Below are 6,061 nucleotides of genomic sequence, written 5' to 3' on the forward strand. Positions count from 1 at the left end.
CACGCATATTTGAGGAGCGCCGCATGGCGGGACGTCTGGACGGCAAGGTCGCCGTCATCACCGGCGGCGTATCGGGCATCGGCCTGGGAACCGTCGAGCTGTTCGTGGCCGAGGGCGCGCGCGTCGTCGCCGCTGACATCCAGGACGAGAAGGGCCGCATGCTGGAGCAGCGGTTCAAGGGGGCCGTCCGCTACGCCCGCTGCGATGTCACCGTCGAGGGCGATATCGCCGGGGCTTTGGGCCTGGCGCAGAGCGAGTTCGGCGGGCTCGACATCCTGTTCAACAACGCCGGCATTTCCGACGGCATGCGCTCGATCCCGGACATCCAGGCCGAGACCTGGAGCTGGATCTTCGACGTGCTGGTCCGTGGGCCGGCGCTGGGCATGAAGTACGCCGCGCCGATGATGCTGGCGCGCGGCGGCGGCTCGATCATCAACACCGCCTCCATCGCCGGGATGCAGGCCGGCTGGGGCCCGATCGCCTATTCCTCCGCCAAGGCGAGCGTGATCCACATGAGCCGCTGCGCGGCTGCGCAGCTCTCGCCGCAGAAGATCCGGGTCAATGCCATCTGCCCGGGCCTGATAGCCACCTCGATCTTCGGCGCCTCGCTCGGCCTGCCCCGCGAGGTGGCCGACCAGATGGCCGCCCGCGTCGCCGAGCATGGCGCCAAGGTGCAGCCGATCCCCAAGGCCGGCGTTCCCGAAGACATCGCCAAGACCGCCCTCTACCTGGCCAGTGACGATTCCGAATTCGTCACCGGCACGCATATCGTGGTCGACGGCGGTATCACCGTGGGCTCGCGGCACAGCTGGGACCAGAGCGGCCCCTCGCCCTTCGCGGAGCTGTTCCCGGAGTTCGGCGCGGCCGCCGCCACCGACTGAGGTTTCCGTTTACGTAAGGTGATGCTTTTTCGAGGGCGCGGGCCGGGCTAAAGCCTCCGCTAGATCAGACCGCAAGACATCGGGAGCGCCACGCCATGAAACTTGATTCCTCCGTCGCCGCCGTCGTCACCGGCGGGGCCTCCGGCCTCGGCGAGGCCACCGTCCGCAAGCTCGCCGAGCAGGGCGTGAAGGTCGCCATCTTCGACATGAACGAGGAGAAGGGCGAGGCTGTCGCCAAGTCGGTCGGCGGCGTCTTCTGCAAGTGCAACGTCACCTCCGAAGAGGAAGTCGACGCGGCCTTCGCCAAGGCCCGCGCGGCCCACGGCCAGGAACGCGTCCTGGTCTGCTGCGCCGGCACCGGCAACGCCATCAAGACCGCCCGCCGCAACAAGGAGACGGGCGCGACCGAACACTTCCCGCTCGATAGCTTCAACTTCATCATCCAGATCAATCTGGTCGGCACCTTCCGCTGCATCGCCAAGTCGGCGAAGGGCATGCTGGACCTGGAGCCGATGGAAGACGGCGAGCGCGGCGCCATCGTCAACACTGCCTCGGTGGCGGCGGTGGACGGCCAGATGGGCCAGGCGGCCTATTCGGCGTCCAAGGGCGGCATCGTCGGCATGACCCTACCGATCGCCCGCGACCTGGCCGGCGACGGCATCCGGGTGAACACCATTCTGCCGGGCATCTTCAACACGCCCCTGATGCAGTTCGCCCCGGAAGCGGTGAAGCAGGGCCTGGCCGCCTCGGTGCCCTTCCCCAAGCGCCTCGGCAATGCGCCGGAGTACGCGTCGCTGGCGCTGGAGATGATCACCAACGGCTACTTCAACGGCGAGCACGTCCGTCTGGACGGCGCGATCCGGATGGCCCCGCGCTAACTACCGGAGGGTCTTCTGGAAGAAGGCCACGACCTGGCTGTTGAAGGCCTTGTGGAAGGCCGCGCGGTCGAGGCTGTCCACGCAGATTGATGGCGCGACCTTGGCGAGCGTGTTGCTGCACGGCGCCATGAAATCGAAGTGCTCGGCGGCGGGGACAACATGGTACTCCGCCCTCGGTAGCAGGCCGTGGACGACCTCGGCGTAGTAGGGCTGCGGCAGGACGGTGTCCCACTCCGCCCGCCAGAGCTGCACCGGGATCGAGACCTTGGAAAGGCCGGTCGGCGCGAACGCGAATCCGAGGGCCGGCGCAGCGACGACCGCGGCCCTGATGCGTGGGTCGTGGGCCACCGGCGCGGGCGCCGCTGGCGCCCCTGCCGCGCCGCCCAACTGGCGCTGCAGCTGGCAGTCGTAGAAGTGCGGATGTTCGGCGCAATGCCGCGCGATCCGCGTCATGTCGGGCTCGCCGCCGATCGCGCCCAGCACCGTGAAGCCACCAGACGAGAAGCCGAACGCGCCGATCTTTGTAGCGTCCACCGTGTCGCGGCCGCGCCAGTCGCGGGTCATGTAGTCGATCACCCGCGACAGCTCGGCCGGGCGCTCGGTGATCCGCGTCGAGCGGCTGCGATCGCCCTGGGTGTCGCCGGTGTGGGTGGGCGCGGCGACCACGAAGCCCGCCGCGGCCAGGGCGCGGGCGGTGTCGTAGTGGTCGGCATTCGACCCGCCGGTCCCGTGGGAGATTACCACGAGCGGATGACCTCGGCCTGCCGGCGCGCCGCCCGGCGCGACGGACTGGATGTAGAGCGCCAGCGGCGTGGGCCGCTCAGTCGCTTCGGTCGGGTACCAGATCGTCAGGGCCAGAGGCTTGTCGCCGGCGACCGGCGCGCTGGCGGTCTCGAAGCCCACGGGTCCCGCGTGAGCTAAGCCGGCCCAGGCCAGGGCCGCGAGACCGGCCAACCAGATGTGCAGCTTCATCGTCATCCCCCATGTAAGCGACACTTACATTGCGACTCGATGTTAGCTGTGTCAACATCCGTCAATGGCGACAGAGCGTGGCTACCACCACGGCGATCTTCGGGCGGCGCTGATCCGCGCGGCGGCCGACGCCGTGGAGGCGGGCGGCCCGGACGCTGTCTCCCTGCGCGACATCGCCCAGTCGCTGGGCGTTTCCACCGCCGCGCCCTACCGCCACTTCGCGGACCGCAAGGCGCTGCTGAACGAGGTGGCGGCCCTCGGATTCGCCGACCTCAACGCCGCCTACGCCGGAGCCCAGGCCGGCGCCGAGACGCCGATGGCGGCGATGCGCGAGACCGCGCGGGCCTATCTGAACCTGGCATTCGGGCGGCCCGGTCTGTTCCGCCTGATGTTCGCCAGCGACCTGGTCAGCGCCGCCGACGCCCCGGCCAGTCTGCTGGTCCCGGCGGGCGAGGCTTGGGAGTCGCTGTTTCGGACGGTCGCCGCCCTCGACCCGGGCGCCGACCTGGCCACAGTCAAACGCCGCGCCATCACCGGATGGTCGACCCTGCACGGTTTCATTACCCTGGTGCAGGGCGGCCGGTTGAAGGGCTTCATGACCGAGCCCCTCACTGAGGCGGAGCTGCTGGAGGCCGTCCTCGACAAGACGCTGAACGAGGCCTGAGGCAGCGATCCTCAACGGGAGAACGAGGCTAGGCCTCCCCTTCCGGCTCGAAGCGAGGTAGGGATCGCGCACAAGCGAAAGCCCTTGATGCCCGCCTCTTCCTCCCTCGTCGGCGAGTCGCCCGTCGCCCGCAACGCGCTCGTGATCCTGGCGGTGATCGGCGGCGGCGCGACGCTTTACTTCCTGGCGCCGATCCTGACGCCGCTGGCGCTGGCGATGTTCCTGTCGGTGATGATCGACGGGTTCGCCCGGGTCCTGCAGCACCGCCTGCCGCACGTCTCGAAGACGGCGGCCCTGCCGTTGGCGATCACCATCTCGCTCGTGCTGTTCGGGGGCACGGCATTCTTCGTGGCGATGAACGGCGCGGCCTTCATCGGCCAGCTGGTCGCTTATGGCCCCAAGCTCGATGCGGTGATCGCCCAGCTCGCCACCATGGCCAGGGTGAAGGATCCGCCGACGCTGATCAGCATCATCAAGGGGCTGGACGCGTCCAAGTACCTGGGCGTGGCGGCGCGTGCGGTTCAGGATTTTGCTTCAACCGCCCTCTTCGTCCTGGTCTACCTGGCCTTCATCCTGGCCTCGCGGAGGGGTTGGGAGCGCAAGGCTATCGGCCTCTTCCCGCAGCGCGAGGAACGCCAGGACGCGGTGATCGCCTTCCTGCGCATCCGCGATGGGGTGGAGCGCTACCTCTTCGTCCAGACGGTCACTGGCCTGATGGTGGCGAGCCTGTCCTTCGTCGCCATGTTCGTGGTCGGCCTGCACGACAGCCTGTTCTGGGCCTTCCTGATCTTCCTGGCGGTCTACATCCCGGTGGCCGGCGGCGTATTCGCCGGCGTCGCGCCGCCGCTCTTCGCCCTGGTCCAGTTCGACGGCTACGGGCGGGCCTTCGTCCTGTTCATCGCGCTCCAGGCGGTGGGCGTGATCATCGGCAATGTCGTCTATCCCCGCATGCAGGGCCGCAGCCTCAATATCGACCCGGTCATGGTGCTGTTGTCCCTGGCGTTCTGGAGTGCGATCTGGGGGTTGACCGGGGCCTTCCTGTCCACACCGCTCACCGTCATGGTGATGGTGATCCTGGCCCAATTCGACGGCAGCCGCTGGATCTCCGTCATTCTCTCGGCGGACGGCGACCCGCAGCAGCTGAAGAACAAAATGCCCAACGAGCCGCCCGATCTGGCCGATCCTCCGCCCGCCAAGGGCCCGCTAGCCAAAGCCATGAGGCGCCGCCCAAAGGCCGCCTGACGTCGACAACCACACTAAGGGTCTTCAACTTGCGAAATCGGCTCCTATCTATGGTTGGCCCCGGGCGTCAAACGTCCGGCGGCTGTGTCCGCTTCCCCCCAAGCACGCGGACCCAGCGAGCAGAGAGCGTTCCGTCGCCCCCCCACGACGGAACCACACGGCGCCGGACACTCTCCTCCGGCGCCGTCCTCGTGTCTGGAGGCGCCAAATGACCCGCGCCCCGACCCTCGGAAACCTCCCGAAAGCCATCGCCGCCGCCCTGAAGGGGGACGCCGCGCTGGCCGACGCCAAGGCCTTCGCCGCCCAGGCCGCCGCCGACGCGGCGCCGGACGAGCTGCCGGAACTGAGCCCCGCCGATCTTGCCGCCAACCTCGCCGACTTCTGGAAGTTCGGCGAACGCCGCCGTGGCCGCGGACCGACATTGCGCATCGTCCCGGCGTTGGGGAGCCAGGCTGGCGGACTGGACCGGCTGGAGATCGTGCAGGACGACGCGCCCTTCCTGGTCGATTCGATCATGGGCGAGATCGCCGAGCAGGGCCTGTCGGTCCGCGCCCTGTTCCACCCGATCGTCGAGGTGCAGCGCGACCGCGCCGGCGTGCGCGGGACGACCGGCGCGGCGCAACGCGAATCGATGATCCAGGTGATCCTCGACCCCATCGGCAAGGATCGCGAACAGGCCCTGGTCACCGGGATCACGGCGACCCTGCAGGATGTCCGCGCCGCCGTGGACGATTTCCCGGCCATGCTCGAGCTGATGGGCAAGACGCTGGCCGAACTGAAGCTGAGCGGCGAGAAAGCCCGGCCCGAGGAGATCGCCTTCCTGAGCTGGCTTCAGGCCGAGCAGTTCGTGTTCCTGGGCGCCCGGGTCTACGAATACCCGCGCCTGAAGAGCGGCGAGTTCGCCGCCGAGGAGCCGCTCTATCAGGCCAAGGACGGCCTGGGCGTGCTGCGCGATCCGACCCGCCACGTCCTGCGCCGCGCCAACGAGCCGGCGATCCTGCTGGCCGACGTCAAGCACCGGCTGCTGTCGGACCCCGCGCTCACCGTCGCCAAGTCGAACGTGAAGAGCCGCGTCCACCGCCGCGGCTACATGGATTACGTCGGCGTCAAACGCTACGACGCGCAGGGACGGCCCTCCGGCGAGGTGCGCTTCGTTGGCCTGTTCACCGCCGAGGCCTATGACGAGCCGGCCACCGCGGTGCCGCTGATCCGCGAGAAGGTGGCCAATGTCCTGACGCGCGCCGAGACCGCGCCCGGCAGCCACAACGAAAAGCGGCTGCGCAACATCGTCGAGAACTATCCGCGCGACGAGCTCTTCCAGATGAGCGAGGACGAGCTGCTCAGCCAGGCGCTCGGCATCCTGCACCTGTACGACCGTCCGCGCGTGCGGCTCTTCGAGCGCAAGGACCCGTTCGAGCGGTTCG

The 6,061-nt window shown here is 68.7% G+C and carries 5 protein-coding genes and 1 pseudogene; 5 read left to right on the top strand and 1 reads right to left on the bottom strand.

Translation table 11 applies throughout. From position 1 onward, the window contains the following. The first annotated feature begins 23 nt into the window (after positions 1–23). Together VHS75_RS10880 and VHS75_RS10885 are read left to right on the top strand one after the other, a co-directional pair. On the top strand, positions 24–881 hold the full coding sequence (locus tag VHS75_RS10880) for a glucose 1-dehydrogenase (protein WP_329638636.1): 858 nt from the start codon (positions 24–26) through the stop codon (positions 879–881). A gap of 95 nt (positions 882–976) precedes the next feature. Further along, positions 977–1,759: an SDR family NAD(P)-dependent oxidoreductase gene (locus VHS75_RS10885; protein WP_329638637.1), complete on the top strand. Its 783-nt coding sequence runs from the start codon at positions 977–979 to the stop codon at positions 1,757–1,759. On the opposite strand, the gene VHS75_RS10890 is transcribed toward VHS75_RS10885, so the two are convergent. Then, a complete protein-coding gene (locus tag VHS75_RS10890) occupies positions 1,760–2,731 on the bottom strand; it encodes an alpha/beta hydrolase family protein (RefSeq protein WP_329638638.1) in 972 nt (323 codons plus the stop codon). Between the two features lie 64 nt (positions 2,732–2,795). Between VHS75_RS10890 and VHS75_RS10895 the strand changes: the two genes are divergently transcribed. The 3 genes and pseudogenes from VHS75_RS10895 to VHS75_RS10905 all read left to right on the top strand — a co-directional run. Next, positions 2,796–3,395: a TetR/AcrR family transcriptional regulator gene (locus VHS75_RS10895; protein WP_329638639.1), complete on the top strand. Its 600-nt coding sequence runs from the start codon at positions 2,796–2,798 to the stop codon at positions 3,393–3,395. 87 nt (positions 3,396–3,482) lie between these two features. Beyond that, positions 3,483–4,637 carry an AI-2E family transporter gene (locus VHS75_RS10900; protein WP_329638640.1) on the top strand — a complete coding sequence of 385 codons (1,155 nt, stop codon included), beginning with the start codon at positions 3,483–3,485 and terminating at the stop codon, positions 4,635–4,637. Positions 4,638–4,845: 208 nt separating this feature from the next. Next, positions 4,846–6,061, top strand: a pseudogene (locus tag VHS75_RS10905) (NAD-glutamate dehydrogenase); the annotation flags it as partial.

The organism is Phenylobacterium sp., assembly GCF_036264965.1.
Lineage (GTDB): Bacteria > Pseudomonadota > Alphaproteobacteria > Caulobacterales > Caulobacteraceae > Phenylobacterium.

Coding starts and splice junctions, on each gene's coding strand:
- VHS75_RS10880 (WP_329638636.1), top strand. CDS start 24: ATGGCGGGACGTCTGGACGGCAAGGTCGCCGTCATCACCGGCGGCGTA.
- VHS75_RS10885 (WP_329638637.1), top strand. CDS start 977: ATGAAACTTGATTCCTCCGTCGCCGCCGTCGTCACCGGCGGGGCCTCC.
- VHS75_RS10890 (WP_329638638.1), bottom strand. CDS start 2,731: ATGAAGCTGCACATCTGGTTGGCCGGTCTCGCGGCCCTGGCCTGGGCC.
- VHS75_RS10895 (WP_329638639.1), top strand. CDS start 2,796: ATGGCGACAGAGCGTGGCTACCACCACGGCGATCTTCGGGCGGCGCTG.
- VHS75_RS10900 (WP_329638640.1), top strand. CDS start 3,483: ATGCCCGCCTCTTCCTCCCTCGTCGGCGAGTCGCCCGTCGCCCGCAAC.